17 protein-coding genes and 3 pseudogenes are annotated in these 19,347 nt (G+C 58.6%); 14 read left to right on the forward strand and 6 right to left on the reverse strand.

Translation table 11 applies throughout. The features are described from left to right. Positions 1 to 132 precede the first annotated feature (132 nt). From P3T40_RS20755 to P3T40_RS20765, 3 genes are all read left to right on the forward strand, one after another. The gene (locus P3T40_RS20755; RefSeq protein ID WP_429269606.1) at positions 133 to 876 is read left to right on the forward strand and encodes an SDR family oxidoreductase; all 744 of its coding nucleotides are present in this window, start codon (positions 133 to 135) and stop codon (positions 874 to 876) included. Between the two features lie 228 nt (positions 877 to 1,104). After that, positions 1,105 to 2,316, forward strand: coding sequence for an epoxide hydrolase family protein (locus tag P3T40_RS20760; RefSeq protein ID WP_429269637.1), 1,212 nt, complete (start codon positions 1,105 to 1,107; stop codon positions 2,314 to 2,316). Between the two features lie 706 nt (positions 2,317 to 3,022). Continuing rightward, entirely contained in the window at positions 3,023 to 3,664 is a 642-nt protein-coding gene (locus P3T40_RS20765; protein WP_429269607.1) for a substrate binding domain-containing protein, read from the forward strand. A 93-nt stretch (positions 3,665 to 3,757) separates the two neighbouring features. On the opposite strand, the gene P3T40_RS20770 is transcribed toward P3T40_RS20765, so the two are convergent. After that, on the reverse strand, positions 3,758 to 4,408 hold the full coding sequence (locus P3T40_RS20770; protein ID WP_429269608.1) for a TetR/AcrR family transcriptional regulator: 651 nt from the start codon (positions 4,406 to 4,408) through the stop codon (positions 3,758 to 3,760). A gap of 125 nt (positions 4,409 to 4,533) precedes the next feature. On the opposite strand from P3T40_RS20770, the gene P3T40_RS20775 reads away from it, so the two are divergent. From P3T40_RS20775 to P3T40_RS20795, 5 genes are all read left to right on the forward strand, one after another. Beyond that, entirely contained in the window at positions 4,534 to 5,304 is a 771-nt protein-coding gene (locus tag P3T40_RS20775) for a class II aldolase/adducin family protein (RefSeq protein WP_429269609.1), read from the forward strand. 75 nt (positions 5,305 to 5,379) lie between these two features. Further along, complete coding sequence (locus P3T40_RS20780) at positions 5,380 to 6,762, forward strand: MATE family efflux transporter (RefSeq protein WP_429269610.1); 1,383 nt, start codon at positions 5,380 to 5,382, stop codon at positions 6,760 to 6,762. A 45-nt stretch (positions 6,763 to 6,807) separates the two neighbouring features. Next, a complete protein-coding gene (locus tag P3T40_RS20785) occupies positions 6,808 to 8,001 on the forward strand; it encodes a helix-turn-helix transcriptional regulator (RefSeq protein WP_429269611.1) in 1,194 nt (397 codons plus the stop codon). Between the two features lie 462 nt (positions 8,002 to 8,463). Next, positions 8,464 to 9,915: an insecticidal delta-endotoxin Cry8Ea1 family protein gene (locus P3T40_RS20790; protein WP_429269612.1), complete on the forward strand. Its 1,452-nt coding sequence runs from the start codon at positions 8,464 to 8,466 to the stop codon at positions 9,913 to 9,915. An 80-nt stretch (positions 9,916 to 9,995) separates the two neighbouring features. Next, the gene (locus tag P3T40_RS20795) at positions 9,996 to 10,760 is read left to right on the forward strand and encodes a hypothetical protein (RefSeq protein WP_429269613.1); all 765 of its coding nucleotides are present in this window, start codon (positions 9,996 to 9,998) and stop codon (positions 10,758 to 10,760) included. A 91-nt stretch (positions 10,761 to 10,851) separates the two neighbouring features. Here P3T40_RS20795 and nhaR read toward each other — a convergent pair whose 3' ends face one another. Together nhaR and P3T40_RS20805 are read right to left on the reverse strand one after the other, a co-directional pair. Then, positions 10,852 to 11,766, reverse strand: a complete 915-nt coding sequence (nhaR, locus tag P3T40_RS20800; protein ID WP_429269614.1) for a transcriptional activator NhaR — start codon at positions 11,764 to 11,766, stop codon at positions 10,852 to 10,854. 87 nt (positions 11,767 to 11,853) lie between these two features. Further along, positions 11,854 to 12,000, reverse strand: a complete 147-nt coding sequence (locus P3T40_RS20805; protein ID WP_429269615.1) for a DUF3563 family protein — start codon at positions 11,998 to 12,000, stop codon at positions 11,854 to 11,856. Positions 12,001 to 12,413: 413 nt separating this feature from the next. On the opposite strand from P3T40_RS20805, the gene P3T40_RS20810 reads away from it, so the two are divergent. The 3 genes from P3T40_RS20810 (at position 12,414) to P3T40_RS20820 (ending at position 15,583) form a co-directional block, all read left to right on the forward strand. Then, a complete protein-coding gene (locus P3T40_RS20810; RefSeq protein WP_429269616.1) occupies positions 12,414 to 12,785 on the forward strand; it encodes a hypothetical protein in 372 nt (123 codons plus the stop codon). A 70-nt stretch (positions 12,786 to 12,855) separates the two neighbouring features. Continuing rightward, on the forward strand, positions 12,856 to 14,154 hold the full coding sequence (locus P3T40_RS20815) for a hypothetical protein (RefSeq protein WP_429269617.1): 1,299 nt from the start codon (positions 12,856 to 12,858) through the stop codon (positions 14,152 to 14,154). Positions 14,155 to 14,890: 736 nt separating this feature from the next. Continuing rightward, a complete protein-coding gene (locus P3T40_RS20820; protein ID WP_429269618.1) occupies positions 14,891 to 15,583 on the forward strand; it encodes a hypothetical protein in 693 nt (230 codons plus the stop codon). 119 nt (positions 15,584 to 15,702) lie between these two features. On the opposite strand, the pseudogene P3T40_RS20825 reads toward P3T40_RS20820, so the two are convergent. After that, positions 15,703 to 15,810: pseudogene (locus tag P3T40_RS20825) on the reverse strand (IS6 family transposase); the annotation flags it as partial. Between the two features lie 46 nt (positions 15,811 to 15,856). Between P3T40_RS20825 and P3T40_RS20830 the strand changes: the two are divergent. The 3 genes and pseudogenes from P3T40_RS20830 to P3T40_RS20840 form a co-directional block, all read left to right on the forward strand. After that, a complete protein-coding gene (locus P3T40_RS20830) occupies positions 15,857 to 16,315 on the forward strand; it encodes a tautomerase family protein (protein WP_429269619.1) in 459 nt (152 codons plus the stop codon). 51 nt (positions 16,316 to 16,366) lie between these two features. Further along, positions 16,367 to 16,798 (forward strand): annotated as a pseudogene (locus tag P3T40_RS20835) (tyrosine-type recombinase/integrase); the annotation flags it as partial. Continuing rightward, positions 16,783 to 17,048, forward strand: a pseudogene (locus tag P3T40_RS20840) (IS91 family transposase); the annotation flags it as partial. The pseudogenes P3T40_RS20835 and P3T40_RS20840, both read left to right, overlap by 16 nt. A gap of 4 nt (positions 17,049 to 17,052) precedes the next feature. Here the strand turns inward: P3T40_RS20840 and P3T40_RS20845 are convergent. After that, positions 17,053 to 18,393 carry an SUMF1/EgtB/PvdO family nonheme iron enzyme gene (locus P3T40_RS20845; protein ID WP_429269620.1) on the reverse strand — a complete coding sequence of 447 codons (1,341 nt, stop codon included), beginning with the start codon at positions 18,391 to 18,393 and terminating at the stop codon, positions 17,053 to 17,055. Between the two features lie 134 nt (positions 18,394 to 18,527). Next, the gene (fnr, locus tag P3T40_RS20850) at positions 18,528 to 19,277 is read right to left on the reverse strand and encodes a fumarate/nitrate reduction transcriptional regulator Fnr (protein ID WP_429269621.1); all 750 of its coding nucleotides are present in this window, start codon (positions 19,275 to 19,277) and stop codon (positions 18,528 to 18,530) included. Positions 19,278 to 19,347 lie beyond the last annotated feature (70 nt).

Genomic DNA, 19,347 nt, shown 5'->3' on the forward strand with positions numbered 1-19,347 from the left:
TGCGCGCCGGAGCCGCCGCGCGTGAGAGAAGCTCCCGCTTGTCTCCGAACAACTGTGGACCGCGTTCAAAACCTTGTGCCGAATCGCGCAAACAACGTCGCGCAAGAAACGGACTTACATCGAGAGCAATTCATGAAGACGACTGGCAACACCATTTTTATTACCGGCGGCGGCTCGGGCATCGGTCGCGGACTCGCCGAAGCGTTTCACCGACTCGGCAATCAGGTCATCGTCGCGGGACGCCGCCGCGCGAGTCTCGACGAGACTATCGCAGCCAACCCCGGCATGCAGGCAATAGAACTGGACATTACGGATCCGCAAAGCATCACCTGGGTCGCCGACGAACTCATCGCAAGATGGCCGTCGCTGAACGTGCTGATCAACAACGCGGGCGTGATGCATATCGACGACCTTGCCGAAGCCGTCGACGAGACGCTGCTGGTATCGACGCTGAGCACCAATCTGATGGGTCCAATTCGTATGACGGGCGCGCTTGTCAAACATCTGAAGCATCAGCAAGACGCAACGATCATCAATGTCTCTTCAGTGCTTGCGTTTGTACCAATGGCAATGGCTGGCGTCTACTCGTCGACCAAAGCGGCGATTCATTCGTATACGCAATCGCTACGGTACAAGCTGAAAGATTCGTCTGTACGCGTAGTCGAAATCGCCCCTCCTTGGGTTCAGACCGACCTGCTAAATAGCAAGAACGAACCGCGCGCCATGCCGCTTGCCCCGTATATCGAGCAGACCATGCGCGAACTCGGCACCGACGCGATCGAGGCGCTGGTAGAGATCGCCCGGCCTATGCGCAACAACGTTGGCCAAAACGAGGCCGCGTTCGTCACGCAGTTCAACGACAAATTCGCAGCCTGACGCTCTCATATCAAATCGATCTAACTAAACATTGAATGTTATTAGGAATACATATTTATGTCTTTCATATCATCACCGCGGCGATACTCATTCGGCTCGTTAGGCGCACGTGCGTTCAGCCTGGTCCTGCTTGCCGCGCCCGTGTTTGCGCCATCCGCTTTCGCTACCGATAGCCCCGCCGTCTCCACAACGACCGACGAAACGTCGATCCACCCAGCGAAGGTTGCTATGGAGCAGCGCGTCGGCGTCGATGAAAGCATCCGTCCGTTCAGAGTGCACGTGTCGCAGGCGCGACTTGACGACCTGCGGCGACGCATCGCGGCCACGCGTTGGCCCGACAAGGAAACCGTCAACGATGATTCGCAAGGCATTCAGTCGTCGCAACTACAAGAACTCGTTCGGTATTGGGATACCCAATACGACTGGCGCAAGGCAGAGGCGCAACTCAATGCGCTACCGCAGTTTGTTACGACGATCGATGGCGTGGATATCCAGTTCATCCATGTTCGCTCGCGCCATCCCAATGCGTTGCCGGTCATTCTCACTCACGGCTGGCCGGGTTCGATCTTCGAATTCATCAAGACAATTGGTCCGCTCACCGACCCAACTGCCTACGGCGGTCGCGCGGAGGACGCGTTCGATGTCGTCATTCCGTCGATCCCCGGCTATGGCTTCTCCGGCAAGCCAAAGGATCTGGGCTGGGGTCCGGACAGGACGGCGCGCGCATGGGATGTCCTGATGAAGCGGCTCGGCTACACGCACTACGTTTCCCAAGGCGGCGACCACGGCTCGGTCATTTCCGACGCGCTCGCGCGTCAGGCACCGAATGGCCTGCTGGCCATCCATCTCAACATGCCTGCCACCGTACCGGGCGATCTCATGAAATCGATCCTCGCCGGTGACCCGGTGCCTGCCGATCTGTCGGTGCCCGAGCGCGACGCCTATCAGTCTTTGAGTTCCTTTTTCGGCCGCAATGCCGCCTACGGCGCGATGATGGTCACGCGCCCGCAGACCATTGGCTACTCGCTGTCGGATTCTCCTGCGGGCCTGGCCGCCTGGACTTACGAAAAGATTGCGCAGTGGAGCGACAGTAACGGCGTGCCCGAGCGGGTGCTGTCGAGAGACGCAATCCTGAACGACATCACCCTCTACTGGCTCACGAACACGGGTGCATCGTCTTCGCGCTTCTATTGGGAAAACAACAACAATAACTTCAGCGCCGAAGCGCAGAAGACGCGCGAAATCAAGGTGCCGGTGGCCATCAGCGTATTTCCACATGAGATTTACCGTGCGCCGGAAAGCTGGAGCAAGCAGGCGTATCCGTCGTTGTACTACTACCATGATGTCGGCAAAGGCGGGCATTTCGCGGCGTGGGAACAACCGCAACTCTTTGCCGAGGAACTCCGTGCAGCATTCAAGTCCGTACGACAACCGTTTTGAGGAGATTGTCTCGCCCAGCCTCGCGGCTGGGCGGAGTCATCCATAGGACAGCCGCGCCAGATGACGTTTCTTTTGCGTCTGTTGGAACGTTGTTCGGACTGCGCATCGCTTGTGTCTTCCGGCGTGACAGGGCGCCCGGCGGGCGCGGGCGTGGCTGCTGGTCAGTAGGTTCGTATGAAGCTCGTCAATCCCTGCCGCGGCCATCATCCCGTCTTCAAAGACCCGTACGCGGCTCGTATGGGCGCGCCGGATGGTGTGAGACGTCCTCGAAGTGTACCCAGAACGAGCGTCGTAACGGCAATCATCAAGGGCCGGGATGGTTTGCTGAACATTTCTTCACTCCTTGGAGAATAGATAGCGGGTTAACCGGCTTCGAACCTGACTCATCGCAACTCCATGCTCCATGGAACCTTGGAGCTCTCGGTATCTGTGCGTCCGCCGGCGGGTACAGACGGCACAAAGAAATCACCAGGGGCGTCGCGAGGCGTGCCGTTAGTCTCCCTAAGAACGAGAGCCGGACTCAGCGGGCGGATGCGAGCTCGGCGGCGAGTTCCCTTGCAACACCGTCGATGTTCATCTCGACGAGCATCTGAAGCGGATAGTCCGGATATCGATGAAGTACAGCGTGTGACGGATGCGGGAAAGATGGTCTACGAACAGGCGCGACTGATGGTGCAGTTCCGACGACATCCTGCGAGAGCGATTGATGGGAGATAACACGCAGGTTGAAGGGCATATTCGGATTGCCGCCCCTTCGGGGTTCGGCGCCTTCGTGATCGCGCCGTTCTGTGGGCGCTTCGTCGAACGATATCCGAGAGCAACACTGGAGCTTTGTCTGTCCGACAGTCAGAGCGATCTGATCAGCGAGGGAATCGACGTTGCCATTTGTATTGGCAAATTGGCCGACTCGTCCCTGTTCGCGCGACCGCTAGCCATGCTGGAAGAAGTTCTGGTCTGTCATCCAGGTCGTCTGGACAGTCCACTTGTACGGCCGGCCGACTTGCAAACCGTGCCATGGATTGCGTTCTCGGGACTACTGGATGGTGACGACGTACATCTTGAACGCCGCGGGCGCAGGCAGAAAGTGAGGGTGACGCCCCGACTCCGGATCGACCAGATCGTCGGACATCGGGAGGCGCTACTTGCAGGCGCAGGTGCTGGGTTGATTCACCGATACGCCGTTGATGCTGACATCCGCGACGGTCGACTCGTCCAGCTTCTATCCGACTGGCGGCTGCCCGAGTGGCCCGTGCACGCTGTGTTTCCTGTGAGGGCACAGACGTATCGCTTGCAGACGTGGTGTGCTGAACTCACGCAGGAACTGGGAAGGATTCCGGGAGTCGCCTGATATTCAGGCTGACGTGAACTGTGGCAATCGCCTGATCGGCCGACGCACGGACAAATACCATCATGGAACTGCGCGTCGACTGAGTGAGGTCCGTCAGGATATTGCTCCAATGCCATGTCTAAGCCCATCGAGCTGTGTTTGAATGGCTAGCTCGATCGCACGCTGAACCGGAACGTTTTTACCCGTGAGGTTATCGATGATCAGCATCGTCAGTCCGTGTACGGCGGACCATGCGATAAATGTCGCTATAGCCACATGCCGCTCGTCCTCAACGGACATAGCGAAGTCACCCGAGCGCGCGCCCTCCCGGATGATCTGCGCCAGGATTGCTTTGGCCTCGTTGCCGGCGACTTGCATCTGAGGGGGTCTTTCGGCTCCCTTGGATGCAGTGAGTTCTGGTCCGAACATAAGCCGATAGAGGGCAGGGTTTTCCATTCCGAGGCGCACATAGGTGCTGACACAGGCGACAAAGGCCTCTGGTGCCGCGTGCAGGTCGGCGACAGCCGAGGCTAAGCCGTCCCGGAGCCGATGAAACCCGGCGACTGCGACCTCAGCCAGAAGATCCCTTTTTTCGGTGAAGTGGTTGTACGGCGCACTTGGGCTGACGCCTGCGCTGCGCGCGACCTCCCTCAGCGAAAACGTCCAGTCCTGTTCTTCAGTTACCAGAGCGAGTGCTGCCGCGATCAAGGCGCGGCGAAGATCGCCGTGGTGGTAGGGGGCAGGCTCGGCGGTTCGGCGTCTCACGAAAAGATCCCCTCGGTTATCGCGTTTCGATATAGACAGTGTTCATTTAATTCAATATGAGCACTGTTCACATAAAAAATTGATGTGTACAGTGCTCATATTAATGGCAAACGGAGGCACCAGCGATGAAAATTCAGCAATCAGTGACTAGCGTTCGTGACCAGGTCGCACCCGGAGAGTGGCAGCAGCGCGTGACGTTAGCTGCCGCCTATCGGCTGGTCGCGCGTTTCGGCTGGGACGATCTCGTGTTCACGCATCTGTCAGCGCGCGTTCCCGGACGTGATCACCATTTCCTGATCAACCCTTACGGCATGACCTTCGACGAGATCACGGCCTCCAGCCTGGTGAAGGTGGATCTCGACGGCAAAAAGGTCATGGACTCGCCGTATGAGATCAATCCGGCGGGGTTCACCATTCACAGCGCCATCCATGCTTCACGCGAGGACGCGAACTGCGTGCTCCACGTGCACAGTGTGAACGGCACTGCAGTGTCAGCACAAAAGGACGGCGTCCTGCCAATCTCGCAGCAATCGATTTTCGTGCTGTCGTCGCTGGCCTACCACGACTATGAAGGCGTGGCGCTGCGCGAAGACGAGAAGCCCCGGCTTGTGCGACACCTTGGCGACAAGAATTTCTTCATGCTGCGCAACCATGGATTGATCACCGTGGCGGACAACGTACCCGACGCTTTTCTGTTCATGTACGTATTTGAAGCCGCCTGCATGATTCAGGTGCGCGCACAAGCTGGCGGCGGGGAACTCATTCCCATTGATCCGCACATTATCGCGACCGCTCAACAACAGGCCGCAGCGGTAACGGAATCCGCAGGCGGAGGACTCGCGTGGCCGGCACTGCTTCGCAAGCTCGACAGGATCGATCCTTCGTACCGCGACTGAACCGGAGCAAAGCTCGGTGCCAAGGCGGCGCGGTAGTGCTGGCGCCGATCTTCGAACGTTAGGAAGGACCAACCAATGCAGGCCTCTGTTCAACATAATCCGCTGCTCAGCGGTGCAATACTGTCGACGCTCTTGCGACTGTCCTTGCCGAACATGGCCGCCATGATCGCGACGTCGCTCGTCGCCATGGCGGAAATGTCTTATGTTGGCCTGCTCGGCACCACTGCACTCGCCGGCCTCACGCTCGTTTTTCCGTTGGCCATGCTGCAACAGATGATGTCCGGCGGAGCGATGGGCGGTGCTGTCTCGTCGTCTATTGCGCGGGCGCTCGGTGCGGCTGACGAAATGCGCACCAATGCGCTTGGCGCCCATGCACTCATCATCGGATCTGTGGGCGGCGTTGCGATGGCGTTGATCATGCTCATCTTCGGTCCTTCGCTGTTCGAGTTGTTGGGCGGGCGAGATGCCGCGCTTGCGGAGGCTGTGGCGTATGCACGGGTCTTCTCCTTTGCCATTGCCGGCATCTGGATCACCAATATCCTCGCGGCGGCCATTCGCGGATCCGGCAATATGCGCGTGCCATCGTTCACCATTTTCCTCGTGGCCGTAGCACAGATTGTCGTTGGCGGTACGTTGGGCTTGGGGCTCGGGCCGTTCCCGAAGTTAGGAATGACTGGTGTCGCAATGGGGCAACTGGTGAGCTATTCGGCTGCGGCACTTTTCCTTCTCTGGTTCCTATTGTTCTCGGGCCGCGCGCGACTAACATTGCGCTTGAGGCACTTCAGGCCGAACGGCGCGCTGTTTAGCGACATATTGCGAGTCGGCGGCCTCGCCTGCATATCGTCACTGCAAACCGTCGCCACCGTGCTCGTTCTCACACGCCTCGTTGCGTTTTTCGGAACGATCGCCCTGGCGGGTTATGGCATTGGCTCGAGGCTCGAGTTCCTGTTGATTCCGCTCGCTTTTGCGCTCGGCACAGCCTGCTTGCCCATGGTCGGCACTGCGATCGGTGCGAACGATATTTCGCGCGCAAGACGTGTCGCCTGGGTCAGCGGCCTGACGGCAGCCACGATGCTCGGCGTCGTCGGTGTGCTCTTCGCCGTGTTCCCAAATCTGTGGTCGAAGCTGTTCACGAGCGATGCGGCCGTCCTTGAATCCGCACGGATCTATCTGGTCTGGTCCGGTCCCGCCTACTTTTTCTACGGGCTTGGCTTATGCCTCTATTTTGCCTCGCAAGGAGCGGGGAAAGTCCTCGGTCCTGTGCTCGCCGGCACGATCAGGCTGGTAATCGTGCTCGCCGGTGGCCTTTGGCTCGCTTCCCGTGACGCACCGCAGTGGACAATGTTCGTCGTCGTCGCGCTGTCAATGGCCGCCTATGGTGTTTCAACCGCGGCTTTCATCTGGATCACGCCGTGGGGACGGCAGCAAGCCGCCCGGCGTCCGATAATTGCACGATGACCTGCGTCGTCCGGGTCGGGCGCTTTCGCCGCATGGAGAGCGATGATGAGATCAGATGATTCTTCGATAGTGGCCGCGATCTACGAAGCGGCGACCGGCGGCCTCGGCTGGACCGAATTAGGAGGAAGACTGCGAAATTATGTCAAGGCTGGAAGCGTCGCACTGCGAATTGACGAAGAAAGCGCAAATGCCTTGATGCCGTTCGATGCTACCTGGAAGACCTACCACGAGCACTTCTATGCGATCGATCCGCTCCGCATTCGTGGCCACAATATGTTTTTGAACTCGCTAGCGACGGAGTCAGTGGCCTTTGACGAGCGAGCTGTCATCTCTCGCAACGCACTGGTCCGCACCGAATACTATAACGATTTTGCACGCCACAACGGACAACACCATGCGTTCGGAGGCGTGCTCGCGGTCGACGAAGGCGCCCCTATTGCCTTCTACCGCGACTTGCATGCCGGGCCTTTTGACGAAGAAAGCCGTGAGCGGATTACGACGTTGCTGAGACACCTCGAGCGAGGTCTTCGCGTTTACAAGGACCTTAAAATCAAAGCCAGCACGGCAGACTCAGGCTTTGCCGCTCTATCCGCCTTACCCCTCTTTGTGGCTATTGTCGACGCCGATCTGCGCGTTAAATTCGCTAACGCAGCCGGCGTTCCTATGACGAAAGCGTCGAATGCCGGATTGTTTTTTGCATTTTCGGGGATGCCCGAGAGCCGAGAGTCACGCTTGCGCGCATCCCGAAGCGAAGACGACGCAGTACTTAAGAAACTGGTGTCATCAGCGGTAGCCGGTGGAGCGGGCGGCACCATGCGTGTTCGCGCGCACAACGTCCATTCATTTGCGAACGATGCTTCAATGGCATTGGTCGTTTCCCCAATTCCAGCACGCATCGTTGCGGAGAATAACTCGCGCGATGGATTGGCATCAGGAACGGCTATGGTCCTGGCGAGACCATTGACTACCCCGGTGGCGCCTCGGGGCGAAATGTTGTGCGATTTATTTGGCTTAACGTTTGCCGAAGCCGCTGTCGTGGTAGCGCTTTTGGGAGGCGCGACAGCAGAAGATGTCGCCTGCGCCCGCGGGGTTTCGTTAGGAACCATCCGCACGCAAATCCGAGTGGTACTGGACAAAATGAATGCCCGCAATCTGCGCCACGTTGAGCAGATTGTAGCCGGATTGAGCGTCTTGTTCCCGTCGAGTCCTCACCACGCCGAGTTCTCTGAAACCTGTTGAAGGAGCGGCACTGATAAGCATGCGCCGGGCCTCGACGTCGTTGCAGTGGAGGCGCGGGGGTGGGGTCGTCAACCACGGATATCGGTTTAAGCGGGCTATTCGCCAACGTTTGCTCGCAACCAGCACTTCATCTCCAGAACTGAAGATGAAATCTTCTCTCTCCCATGCAACCATGAATCTCGACGCCGCTTCCAGTTGAGTATGGATGGCGGTTCTTATTCGCCCAGGCGACATGCAGACCGCGTGAGGCAGCCCTGTTGCAGGCCGTGTAGGAGAGACATTTGGCACGCCTCGCGCGCTGGCCACCTGTTCTTACCCCGTGTTGCTACGAGAACCCGGATCACCGCGAAGATGAATCCGCGATGTGGCGGACTGTGCGCCGGACGGATTACTCGAAAACTCGCCAGGTAACGGGTAACCAAGGCCGCCCCGGCATTTTTAAATTAATTTTGGATTACTGAAATGGTGCAATTCAAATTCGATCCCGAAAGCGTTCCTGCGTCGAGCTGCCTTGCTCGAAGAAAATTCATCCAGCGTGCTGTTGCGTTGACGTTTGTGCCAACGGTGTTTTCGCTTGCAGCGTGCCATGGAGGCGGAGACGAAGGGGGCCAGGACGGTCAAGGAGGCGAAGGAAGTGCGGCACCTGCAACCTCCATGAAATCTCAGTCCGTAGTGCTGCAGTGTCCGGGTCAGGCCTGGAATACGGTTGCGATGGTGGCGGTGACGACTGCGCTCTCGATGGGAAGTCCGTTGGGGGGACTCGTAGCCGGCGTGCTAGGGGCCTTCTGGCCAGCAGTAGATTGCGGGGAGGATAGCGCCATCGAAGATATCTCCAGGCAGATCAGGGATATTGTTTCGGAAACCGTCTTGGCACAGGCGACCGATCACTTGAACTACGTCAGGTCGGAGATAAGTCTTTACATCGATATCGTGACAGGCGACGCATCCCCTGGCGAAAAACTTGAAGCCTGGCGAGACTGTCAGCAGAACATCCGCAACAAGGATTCATTTTTTCAAACCTCTGGATATGAGGAACCGCTGTTACCTCTTTATGCTCTGTATGGAACCGCGTATCTTGGATTTTTAAGGGATGCCCAGACTAATGCGAATGACTGGGGCTTGAATGATACCTCTCGAGAGGTTAAGGAGGTTGAAACATTCCTTTCCTTCGCGCTTCCGTATACGAACAAGGTATATCGCTTTTCGTATGCTCGACGACTGAATAACGTATGCCATTATGCATCATGCCAGCCATTCGCTTCGGCGAACGAGTACAGGACAAATGCACGGAACAAGGCGATGGATATTATCGAACAATGGCCTTATTACGACTACGTGAAACACCCAATAAATGATGCCAAAACTATTGCGCCTACCGCAGAGATATACTACGGCCCGTATGGAAACGCCAGCAATAGCGGTGCAATTCAGCTTCCACGGCAACCGATATCATTTCCGAAGTCCATGACCATCTATTCGGGTGCACGCCTCGATTCCGCGCAACTGACCTACGCGGCGGGAGAGGGACCGGACGGAATGACGACAACTCCGCGTATGGGGGGAGGCGGCGGCGGGGCGACTACGGTTCACTTCGCCGATACAATTGTTGGCACAGAAGTCTGGAGCGGCTCAGTCGTTGACGCTATTCAGTTTAGCTACTCGAATAATAGCCTGACATCCAAATTAGGCGGCTCAGGTGGAAACAGTCACTTCATCAAGCCCGGGTTGGCAAAATTATCAAGTCTTTACATCTCTGGTGTAGATAAAGGCTACAACTCCGCAGACTGCATAATCGTCGGATTTAAACCGGATGCAGAGTTATATCTCGATCTGGGCTTGCTTAACCAGGTGGGTGCCATGGAAATTCAGAGGGCAAAAAAAACCGTCGTTCGATGCCATGATGCTGGGCAATAGAAGGATAAAACTGGCCGACCCATCGCTTGAAAGAGTGTGTCGGATGTTTAATATGTTATTCGGCAAATATTAAATCGAAGATGACTTATCCTAACTCAACTCAATACCTTCGATCCGGTGAATTCCTTTCGCCGGATTTTGAGTTCTACGCAACTGGATACCTTAAGCCCAAGCAACCGGAAATGGTGGGAATGTCCCTGGTGTCCAGCAATGGATCGCATGGTTTTTTTATTGATGTGGATGGAGCCATGGTGGTTTTCACTGGCAACCTTCCTGATGCGTATGTACCGCTGTTTCGAAGCAAGAGCGGACCGGCGCTCCAACTAGCGGGAAAGGGATGGGTTTTGCCGATCACCTACAAGCTTGTATTGGAAAATGACGGCGCGCTGAGGGTGAAGGGAGACGGGCAAACGTTTTGGGAATCGGGCAAGCCATCATCGCACCCGGCTACTGGATTTTTCGCTCAGGTGACGGATGACGGGAACCTGGTTGCTCGATTCGGAACGCCGGAAAATCCGGGGGAAGTCTATTGGGAACTTGGAGTCAAATGTCGTGCCTGGGTGAGGATCACAACCGCCATCGATTCACACTGGTACCGTAAGTTGAGCGTGATATGGGACGGGGGGCAGGCCGAAATCCCTATGGCTCGACGTTCCGGTGAAGACCAGGACCTCTACATCGAATGGCCGACACATCACCAGGGGCGTCCGATACGCAATGCAAGGCTGTACTGTTTGGCCGACGCTCCGAGCCAGGGCGGCAACCATTTGATATTTTCCGCCGAACTGGGTCTTTGGCGCGCTGTGAGGTTCGACAACGGGCAGTTACTCGGATTTATGCCGTGAACGGTGGGGGCGGCATTGTCACGTTGATTTTCGACGGCCGTCTTTCGTTCGCGGCAAGCCCGTGTATGGCAGCCGCAAACGTAAGGGTTGGTCAATGCGCCAGTTGCCTGGCATCTTCGAACTGCTTGCCGCGCGCCGCGTCGGCGATGCGGTGAACGGATGGATGACTGATGTTTCTTTCGATCGAGATCGCGTAGAACTCGTCGAAGACATTAGCGAGGTGTCCGAGCGGACGCACGCCGTGTTCACGCAGCAGTTGCGTTTCGAGAACGGCCGGAGCCGCGAATACGCCGTTACCTTCACGCCCGAATGTCATCATGAGCGCCCAGTCGTCAAACTCCCCAACCACGCGCGGACTAAGACTCGTCTCGCCGATCCAGCCGTCGAGCTTGCGCCTCAATGCGCTACCGCTGCCCGGCATCAGCATCGGCAGTCCGTCGAGGCAGGCGGGGAACGGTGCTTTGCTTCCGCTATGAAAACAATCGGCGCCAAAGATCGCGAGGCTGGATCGGCCGAGTCGATGACTGATGGCCTTGACATTGGATTCGGCCGGCATCGGTGAGTCCGACAGGACAAGATCGAGCCGTTGGACGGCAAGGTCGCCAAGCAGCGCCGGAAGACCGCCTTCCCGGCAGATGATCCGTGCCGGTGGCCCGTCGACGACGGCTGGTTGCAGAAGGTGAAACGCAATCGACTTGGGAATCGAGTCGGCGATACCCACCTTGAATGCGGTGGCCCCGCCTGTGCTGGCACGTCCTTTGAGTGCGCCCTCGAGTTGTGAACCGAGCAGAAAGATATCTTCGGCGTATCCAACCGCGATTTGGCCCGCGTCGGTCAGCCGAATGTTGCGTCCCTGTCGCTCGAATAACCGGCAGCCCAGCCGCTCTTCGAGCAGTTTGATCTGCCCGCTTAGCGTCTGCGGTGTCAGATGCAGGCGCTGTCCGGCGCGAATGACGCCACCTGTGCGGGCGGTCATCCAGAAGTAGTAAAGGTGTTTGAAATTCATTTAAGCGTTCCATAACTGGATCACGAGCCGCGAGGAAGGCGGGCACCGAAGCGGATGTGCAGATGACCGTGCGTCGATCCACACGATCTAAACCGGATATCCGTTTCTTTCCAGGGCGTACGTGCGTCGCTCGAGTTCGGCGAGGTCGGAGGATGTCGCGAGATAGTCGTGAAGGCGGCGCTGCTCGGCGCGGTCAAACCAGTTGCGAAGCTTTTCCAGAAGGTATGCAAACATGAAGTTTCTCCAGTGACTCGTGAGTGTGGCGCTGCGCGCGAGGAAGGGTGTCGCAAGGGCAGCGTCGACGGGCACCGGGAAGTCGGCTTCAGGCTGTCAGTTACGTTCTGAAGAAACGTGGCTCGTCGATGGAGTGAATCGTAAAGGTCGAGAATGAGCCAGAAATGAGGACTGGAAATCCATTCGCGCACGTCGACGCACGAGCCGTTGTCTGCTTCCCGAGCAATGTGGGCCCGTGCGCAGCGGACGGAATCGCGCCTCTGGTGCACTGCCTTTGGAGAACCAATCGTTGGTGATGCTGAGCATCGTTCCGCACGGGCCGCATGAACCAGAAAGAAAAATCGAATATTCGGATTGGGCGCCGCGCTTTAGATTCGGTCCTGTCAGTCGACACATTTGAACAGGAGTTCCTTGTGGAAATCAGCATCGAGACATCGGGTCTTTGTCTGTCCAGAGCCGAGATGGAGAACTTTCGCGGGCATATTCGCCAGCGTGTGGACGAGACGTTTTCACGTATCAAACGGCGCATTACACGCGTCTCGGTTCACCTCGCCGACGTGAACGGCCCGCGCGGCGGTTACGACAAGCACTGCATGGTCAAGGTAAGCCTTGGCGGGGCCACGGCCGCGCTCGCTCAGGGGTCTGATCGCAATCTGTTTGCGCTGGTCAATCGGGTATCGGTCTGCGCCGCGCAGGTCACACTAAAGCGCCTGAAGCGCCGCCTTGGGAACGCGACAGTCAGAACCATGAGCGACACGTCGGCTGACACGCATCGCGACGCTTGAATCGACACCCATGCGAGGCGCGAGGTTCGCGACCTGAAGTGCATTCTCAACTATCGAACAGGTAATCCAGATGAAGACCAATGGCAAGAAACACGTAGTGATCGTCGATGGCTACTCGACGGGCCGCGAACTCGTGCGTGAACTCTCCGGCAGGGGAGTGACGTGTCTCCACCTCAGGTCGACCCCACAGATCCCATCCGTGGTGTCGAAGTGTTTTGATGTGAGTGTCTATGACAAAGACCTGGGGTATCTTGGCACGGTCGACGCCGCCATCGACCGACTCTGTGTCTTGTGTCCTGACGCCGTAGTCGCCGGCTCCGAATGGGGCGTCACGTTTGCGGAGTTTGTCGCCGACGGCCTGGGACTGCCGACCAACCGCATTGAGACCATCAGCGCCCGGCGCAACAGGTTTGACATGATCGAGGCGGTGCGGGTCCATGGACTGCGTACGGCCGATCAGGCGCCGGTCCATACGGCAGAGGAGGCGCACGTCTGGGCAAAGCGGCACCGAAAATGGCCGGTCGTGGTCAAACCGATGTTGAGCGCAGGATCGGACGGCGTGGTTATCTGCAACCATCACGCTGATATTGACCATGCATTTGCGCAGGCGCTGTATCGAGAGAATCTTCTTGGCAGCTTCAACGATCGTCTGATGATTCAGTCGTATCTTTCGGGACCGCAGTTCATCGTCAATACGGTCAGTCGCGGCGGCCGGCACTTCGTGAGCGATGTCTGGCAGGTCGCTTACCGCGTGGTACCGGGCGGGTCGAGCGCGCCAGGCTCGATGACGCTGCTCGATCCGTCGCGGCCCGTGAGCCGCGACCTGGTCGCCTACACGCTGGCTGCGCTACGGGCGCTGGGTATCGAAAACGGCGCGGCACATTCCGAACTGCGGATGACCCCGCAGGGACCGGCGCTGATCGAAACGGGCGCCAGCCTGATGGGCGAAGCGATGGACGCAGCGCCGTATCAGGCAGCGGGCTTGCCGACCCAGGCTAGCCGTTACGCAGACGCGTTGACGGCGGGTAACGCCGTCAACTGCAGCGCTCAGGGAGAAAACACGTATGTGTTCAAACGCAATCTCGTGAAGGTGTTCTTCGAGTTTGACCAGCGAGCCACTGTGCGTGACACGGATGGACTGTCGAAACTGAAGGCTCTGCCGTCGTTTCATGGCCATTACCGCAGTCTGGGGAAGGGCGCTCAGGTTTGGCGAGGCTCCGACTCGCTCTTTTTTGGCGGTGTGGTCTACCTCGTCCACGACGACCCGAAGCAGATCGAGGCGGACCTCAGGCAGTTTCGCGAGTGGGAGTCGGCGGGGGAGCTATATGCCCTTGACCCCGTTACAACCGAAGAGAGTCTGGTCTCGTGATTTCACGGTAAGGTCTCATCTTCCTGGCCGTCGCGCTGCAATCGGTGGGCAAGGTCCTGTATGGCACGTTCCCGTCGGGAATTTTAACGGCGGTCTTTCTGCTGCTCAGCTTTTACTTGACTGCGGGGACATTTCTGACTGCCTCGGGGTTGCAGTTTCCGGGCCGTCGGTCCGACCGTATCGTGCCGGTGAACGTCTGGACCGCAATCACGTTCGTCGGTTTCTTCGTCGCGCTCACGATGAGTAGAGCGCGCGTAAGCACGGCAGAGTTGGAGTTGGTCGAAAATTGCAAGGAGAACGCCGATGTCGATATCGCGCCGTCTATTCCTGGCTCGATCCGCAGCCGTTGTAGCAACGACACTGGCGAGCGACCTCGTCCGCGGCCTTGGGGACGGAAGCACGCCGCCCGGGTTACGATAATCTGTCGGATGTTCGTCGCGCTTTCAAAGGGTGGACCAGCACAGCGTCCGACGATTAACGGGGCTGAAGACGGAGCACACTGCGGGGTACGTATGGCGCCACCATGCGGTGGCGGGGTCGGCGCGACGGCATCCTGTATCCGGCAGTCCCACCGCCGGCTCTCCCTTCCTGGAAGCCTGCTATGCCGCGTGATCACGTGCTCAACGGTTTTTTTTTCGCACTTTGGATCGCTGTTTGCGCAGCGTCCCCCGAGTTTCTCTGGCAGGGTTTCGTCTCACTGTCTCACCATTTCACGTGGGCAAGCGCAGCGGCCGCGTTGCTGATCGGCGTCATACTTGCATTCTTTGTCGAGCCCGTTGTGGAACGTCTGAGAGGCTTGAAGTCACCTGATCTACACGAGCACAAGAGCCCTGCGCTTGCGGCCTGTACGTCACTGAGTTTCGCTGTGGTGGCTGTCTGTGTCCACGAGGCGATCACTGTGTATGTCGACGCTAGTCACACAAACGAACAGGCTGACCAAAACGTCGTCTATGCGCTCTCCCAGGCACTTCAATGGGCGGGGATCCCGTTTGCGATCACGGTGGCGTGGCTCGCCGCGCGCTCGAAATTATGGATCAAGTTGCCGCTGACGGCCATTGCCGTGCTGGTCATCTTTCTGACTGGGCGCTGTTTTGAATGGTCGACTCGCGACCTCGTGACGACTGCAATACCTTGCGCGTTGATACTCGCGGGCGGGTACGTCAGCGTTCGGCGGCGCTGGGACCCCCTTACCTTTAGACGCTGCGCCCGCGTCACAGCTTTCATTGCGCTTGGATGGCTTGCCGTTTCTGGTTTGCTGCAAGTGGGACTGTCGCTTGGACATGTCGAGGCTCTTAAGGTATACAAATGGACCGAATTCTGCATCGACTTCCGCTTTTATTTCGGCTGGGTGCTTGGTTTGATCGTTGCTCCCAGCCTTGTACGCCAGGGAGAAAGCACGCGCACGGCCCCGACGCATCGTGCAGAATAATGGTCTGTGCCGAACGTTGCACGCGACCGGCGCCGCAGCGCCTATCGCCGGTTCTGGAGCAAATGAGGGTTCTGATGTGCAAATAGGTAAGCGGGTTGAGAAGTATCCTATTGGAAGGACACGTTCGTTCTGGATTTGATTTGGCGATGATCCTGCTCGATCAGGTTGTTCTGGTACTTCGATGACCGGACCTTCGTGTCTGTGGGCAGCAGACCATCGGCCTTTACGACTACGCGCCCCGCTAGTCCAACCCTCGTTTTCAAGGAGAGTCGAATGCCAACTTATATCGTCGCGGCTGCAGCGGGCCGTTTGCATTCAGATATGAAACGCGCGATTGCTTCGGGCATCACGAAATCGCATAGCGACTCGACCGGCGCGCAATCGTTTTTTGCCCAAGTCATCTTTCAGGACATCGCCGACGGCAACCACTATCTAGGAGGGAGTCCGTTGAGGTCGGATCAGATTTTCGTGCACGGACATATTCGTGCGGGCCGAACTCTGCAGCAAAAGCAACTATTGCTGGAACGCATCGTCGCTGTCGTCGTTGACGCTGCCAAGACGTCAAGCCGTCACGTCTGGGTTTATCTTTCGGATTTGTCTCCGTCGCAGATGGTTGAATTTGGAAAAGTACTCCCGGAACCGGGAAGCGAAGCGCAATGGCTTCAGGCCATGTCAGAGGAAGAGAGACAGTTCCTCTATGGGTTGGGTTTAGAAGGCGCCAAGTCGCCGTGACAGATTTGTGGCTCCGAAAGGAGGTGCAATGATGTCCAAAGGGACACTAGCCTGAGGCGCCCGCCCGATACCGCCACCGTCGAGGACCTGCGAGGCTACCAGCTGCATCTCGCTGATCATGGCACGTTACCCGTTTCGTTGAACGCCGCGATCACCGGACTGAAGTTCTTCTTCGAGATCACGCTCCATGAGCCCGACCTGATGGCGCGGATGCAGCCGGTGCGTGTACCCCGCACGCTACCAGTCGTGCTCAGCCCGGACGAAGTGGGTCGCCTGATCGCGGCCACCGGCAACCTGAAGCACCAGACTGCCCTGTCGGTCGCCTACGGCGCCGGTCTGCGTGCCGGTGAAGTGGTTGCACTGAAGGTCGGCGACGTCGACAGTCAGCGAATGACGCTGCGCATCGAGCAGGGCAATGGTCGCAAGGACCACTATGCGATGCTCTCGCCGGTGCTGCTCGAACGCCTGCGTGTCTGGTGGCGCGCCAGGCTGACCTGCTGCCGGTGGAGTATTACCACGTGGTCTTCACCGTAGTCTTCACATTACCCGCTGCGATCAGCTTGATCGCCTGGTACAACAAGGCGGTTATTTACGGGCTGCTGTTCGATGTTGCCGCCGAGACCCTGCGTACCATCGCCGTCGATCCGAAGCATCTGGGCGCGCAGATTGGCGCGGCGCTTGTGCTGCATACGTGGGGCTCTGGGGCTCGGCACTGACGCATCATCCGCACTTATGCTTTATTCGTCACCCCGCACACACCGAAACCCCGCATACACATACTGATAATGCGGCTGAAACCAGTTGCGAAACTCCGGTCTCAACATGCATTGTGCGGTTCTTGCCGACCCGCCCTTCAGCACGTAATGCTGCCCATCGAAGAAGTTCGCCGAATACCCCAGATAGAACGGAAACGGCTCGAACCCTGGCAACGCGTCGAATAACGTGGACGTCCATTCCCAGCCATTGCCGAACTGGCCTTCCACGCCGAACGTGCTGACGTTGTCGGGATGCGCGTCAACGGCCTGCGGATCCCATCCACGAAAATCGAAATTACCTGACGCCGCGTGTGGCGCGCCGTGGGTCGCGCGTTGCCACTGCGCTTCGGTCGGCAAGGCTTTACCGGCCCAGCGGGCATAGGCGCTCGCTTCGGCATGGCTGACATAGACGGGCCAATCGAGCGGCAACGGGATTTCTTCGAACATGGTCCGTAGCAGCCATTCGCCGTCGTCGGCGCGTTGCGACCAGCCGGCCGGGTGCGTGATCTGCTCGTTCTCCTTCCAGACCCAGTCCTTGTCTTTCCACCACGCCCGCTGGCGGTAGCCGCCGGCCATCACGAATTCGAGGTACGCACCGTTGGTCACCATGTAGCGATCAATTTCGAAAGCCGGCACGTCGACGCGCAATTCACCGAACTCGTTGTCCCAGCCGAACCGGCCGCTTTCGCGCGTCATGCCGAGCGTCGTCGAACCTGCCGGCACCGCGACCATCGGCGCGTGATCAGGCGCGCTGACTCGATCGGTACGCGCTGCTTCGTGGTAGCTGGAGCGCTGATCCTGGCCCGCACCGCGTCCAGCAATCTTCTGCACGAGCGGCAACTGGTGCAACATGTAAGCTAGGGTTTCGGCGTGCATCAGCCGATGTTCAATGGCGACGTTCAGCAGTTGCTCGGTCGAGCCGGTCTGCGCGCCATTCCCTTGAGGTTGCCCTTCGACGTTCAATGCCGCAAGCTCACGGTCGATCTGCGCTCGCGCTTGCTGGCCATACGCCCGTATGGCTTCCAGTGATGGCCAATCGCCTGGCACGTCGGTCGGCAGTCCGCCGTCGACCGGATCGATGCCGAACGCGAACAGGGTGTCGAGCGACGCATCGAAGGCGGGCAGCGAGCACAACCGCTCGTCGAACAGGTTGCGGTCGAACGCTTCGAGATGCCCGATATAAAACACGATCCGATGGCGCTCGCGGATCGGCCGTTCGTACAGGTACTCGGGTTTGACGATGGAGAAGAGGGCGTCAGTAATGTGACGCGCGTCGATCAGGCGCTGGACTAGCGGATGATGCGGGGCGGGGTCGCGATTCATATCGCCGGGTCTCCTGGATGGGGGACAGTTTGAAGACTGTACCTGAGTCGCAGAAGACGTGCCAGGCAGACGCACCGCCAGACGGGCGCGGCAGCCTTGGCCGCGCCATCTGTTAAGCCCGCAGCGGCAGGCGACTACACCTGCCGCAGGCCTTCGATATCGACGATACGGATGAACTTGCCTTGCGTGTCGATCAGGCCGCGCTTTTGAAATCTTGACAGCGTGCGGCTGACCGTTTCGAGCGTCATGCCCAGATAGCTGCCCATGTCTTCACGCGTCATGCGCAGGTTGAATTCCGCCGACGAATAGCCGCGTTGCGCGTTGCGCTCCGACACGTCGAGCAGGAACGCGGCGACCCGTTCGTCCGCGGACAGCGAGCCGAGCACCATCATCTGCGCCGCCTCGCGGACGATCTGCTCGCCCATCAACTTGTGCAGACGCTCCTGCATGGAGCCGACTTCGCGGCACAGATGCTTGAGCGCGACATACGGGACGATGCAGACGGTGCTGTCCTCGAGCGCCGTCGCGCTGCAGGCGTGCTTGTCGTCGCTAATGCCGTCGAGGCCGAGCGCCTCGCCCGCGAGGCGCAGGCCGGTCACCTGTTCGCGGCCGTCGCGGTGCGCCATGGTGGTCTTCAGGGAGCCGGAACGCACGGCATACAGATTGTCGAACGCGTCCCCGGAGCGGTAAAGCGACTCGCCGCGCTGCACCGGACGCGCGCTACAGATCAGCGCTTCGAGCTTTGGCAGCTCTTCAGAGGAGAGGCCTTGAGGCATACACAGTTGCCGCATCGCGCAGCTGGAACAGCGCGCGGCGCTGCGGGCGGCAGGGCGGGGAGAAACGCGGCGGGAGGAAGGGCGGGCTACCGGGGTGGGCGTAAGCATGGTGTACGGCCGTCTGTAAGGAAACAAACCCATTGTCCCACCATGGGTATGCGCTGTTTCGCGACAAAAT

This window comes from Paraburkholderia sp. EB58, assembly GCF_050436665.1.
GTDB lineage: Bacteria > Pseudomonadota > Gammaproteobacteria > Burkholderiales > Burkholderiaceae > Paraburkholderia.

Bases quoted from the DNA above. Each gene is read 5' to 3' on its own strand.
- P3T40_RS20755 (WP_429269606.1), top strand. From the start codon at position 133: ATGAAGACGACTGGCAACACCATTTTTATTACCGGCGGCGGCTCGGGC.
- P3T40_RS20760 (WP_429269637.1), top strand. From the start codon at position 1,105: ATGGAGCAGCGCGTCGGCGTCGATGAAAGCATCCGTCCGTTCAGAGTG.
- P3T40_RS20765 (WP_429269607.1), top strand. From the start codon at position 3,023: ATGGGAGATAACACGCAGGTTGAAGGGCATATTCGGATTGCCGCCCCT.
- P3T40_RS20775 (WP_429269609.1), top strand. From the start codon at position 4,534: ATGAAAATTCAGCAATCAGTGACTAGCGTTCGTGACCAGGTCGCACCC.
- P3T40_RS20780 (WP_429269610.1), top strand. From the start codon at position 5,380: ATGCAGGCCTCTGTTCAACATAATCCGCTGCTCAGCGGTGCAATACTG.
- P3T40_RS20785 (WP_429269611.1), top strand. From the start codon at position 6,808: ATGAGATCAGATGATTCTTCGATAGTGGCCGCGATCTACGAAGCGGCG.
- P3T40_RS20790 (WP_429269612.1), top strand. From the start codon at position 8,464: ATGGTGCAATTCAAATTCGATCCCGAAAGCGTTCCTGCGTCGAGCTGC.
- P3T40_RS20795 (WP_429269613.1), top strand. From the start codon at position 9,996: ATGACTTATCCTAACTCAACTCAATACCTTCGATCCGGTGAATTCCTT.
- nhaR (WP_429269614.1), bottom strand. From the start codon at position 11,766: ATGAATTTCAAACACCTTTACTACTTCTGGATGACCGCCCGCACAGGT.
- P3T40_RS20805 (WP_429269615.1), bottom strand. From the start codon at position 12,000: ATGTTTGCATACCTTCTGGAAAAGCTTCGCAACTGGTTTGACCGCGCC.
- P3T40_RS20815 (WP_429269617.1), top strand. From the start codon at position 12,856: ATGAAGACCAATGGCAAGAAACACGTAGTGATCGTCGATGGCTACTCG.
- P3T40_RS20830 (WP_429269619.1), top strand. From the start codon at position 15,857: ATGCCAACTTATATCGTCGCGGCTGCAGCGGGCCGTTTGCATTCAGAT.
- P3T40_RS20845 (WP_429269620.1), bottom strand. From the start codon at position 18,393: ATGAATCGCGACCCCGCCCCGCATCATCCGCTAGTCCAGCGCCTGATC.
- fnr (WP_429269621.1), bottom strand. From the start codon at position 19,277: ATGCTTACGCCCACCCCGGTAGCCCGCCCTTCCTCCCGCCGCGTTTCT.